This is a genomic window from Bacteroides sp. D20, assembly GCF_003436255.1.
GTDB lineage: Bacteria > Bacteroidota > Bacteroidia > Bacteroidales > Bacteroidaceae > Bacteroides > Bacteroides uniformis.
The window spans coordinates 1-1,755 of record NZ_QSOO01000044.1 but is presented as its reverse complement, the minus strand read 5'-3'; the positions used below and the strand labels follow the sequence as shown (position 1 = coordinate 1,755).

General features: G+C 37.3%; 1 protein-coding gene. It reads right to left on the bottom strand.

All coding sequences use genetic code 11. From position 1 onward, the window contains the following. Positions 1 to 1,117 (bottom strand): GTP-binding protein (locus DXD78_RS20865; protein WP_117652962.1); only part of this gene is annotated, 1,117 nt, incomplete at its 3' end. Between the last annotated feature and the right edge of the window lie 638 nt (positions 1,118 to 1,755).

Sequence of the window (1,755 nt, the reverse complement as noted above, 5' to 3'; positions counted from 1 at the left end):
CTTCAATCCACAATGTATTCAGAGCGGATATCACCTTGCTTCTCTCTTCGGGCTTATTTGGCCGGACGGAGGATTTGAGAGCGGGATGCTGATGAGATAATCCTTGAATCAAACAAGGTTTAGCACCTAAATAATCTCCGATTCGAAAATCTTCTATATCTTCTACAATCGCGATATCATTGGCACCCACTTCATCAACATTTATCTCTCTGCCCTGATAAATAGTCTTTAGATTTTTAATCTTGATGAATTTTTCCGAATCGTTGATTCTTACAACGTCTCGAAGTCTCAGACTTCCGTCAATTATTTTAAGAAAACTTCTTTTATGCCCTTTGGGGTCATGCTCTATCTTATAGAGATAAGCTGAAAGTCTGTTTGAGACTGATGCCGGAGGAAGTATAAAAGAAGAAATGGCGTCCAACAACTCATTGATACCGATATTGAACATTGCTGATCCATGTAGCACCGGATAGACTTTGGCTTTTGCCACAAGAGCGATTATCGTATTCCAATAATCAGCCGGTGAAATTTCGCTATCCGCCAAATATCGTTCTAATATATCGTCGTCATGGTTGCATACAAATTCTTTGTATTCTTCCTTTATATATGTTTGGGAGCAAACCGGATAAACCGATCCATCGACAACAGTTTGCATAAACAGGACATCTTGCGACAGATTTGTTTTTATATCCATATACAAACGCTCCAAATTCACACCGGCACGGTCAATCTTATTGATAAATATAATTGTCGGGATTTGCAGCTTTTGTAAAGTACTGAACAGCAACTTTGTCTGCGCTTGTATGCCTTCCTTTGCGGATAAGATGAGGACTGCTCCATCAAGCATTTTGAATGTCCGCTCCACTTCCGCAATAAAATCCATGTGTCCCGGAGTGTCAATGATATTGCATTTCACTCCATTCCAGATAATAGATGTCGTAGAAGCCCGGACAGTAATTCCTCTACGTTTCTCTATATCCATAGAGTCCGTTATGGTGTCACCATTATCCACACGGCCGCACTTTTCCGTTGCTCCACTGGCAAACAGCAGATTCTCGGTTACGGAAGTTTTTCCTGCATCAATGTGAGCAAGAATTCCTAAATTTATAATATTCATTTGGATTAAGCAATAATATACTACAGTAGATGCATTGTCGAAACGCACCTTTTAATACCTCCTCGTAGCATATGAGAACTACAGGATTACTAACTCGTATTAATATGTATATTATTACTGCCGCATAACGATTACAAAATTACACAAAAAAATATATCTAACAAAAGTGGGAGGATTTTTTAACTTTTTACCATAGACATTTTATTAGGGAAGCGTAGGTTCAACTGGCAAGTACAAATAAGTAGAAATGTTTGAACAACACCGTTTTAGGAAGTTGAAAAATCAAGTTTCTCTCTCGGTATAGCGTTTATTTTGGCCAATATCTTCTTTAGTTTAGCATTTGTGTATTTCCCATTCGTGTTCTATTTAGCTCCTTATTATGAGTATGTAGCAAGTTACTTATCAAATTCAGCCTCTTTGAGGGTCAAATATGGTTTTGCAAATGGTGACTGACAAGACATAAACAAGGTCAGCAGGAATTTTTTACATAAATGGACATGAATGTATATAACCTAAAATAAGAATAAATTTTAATAAGGGCTGCCCAAAAAGAAAAAAATGCAGTTGCCATCCTATAGATACTTGCAGAAAGGATAAAATTTACTTTTAGACCTTTTGGGATAGCCCTTATTAATACT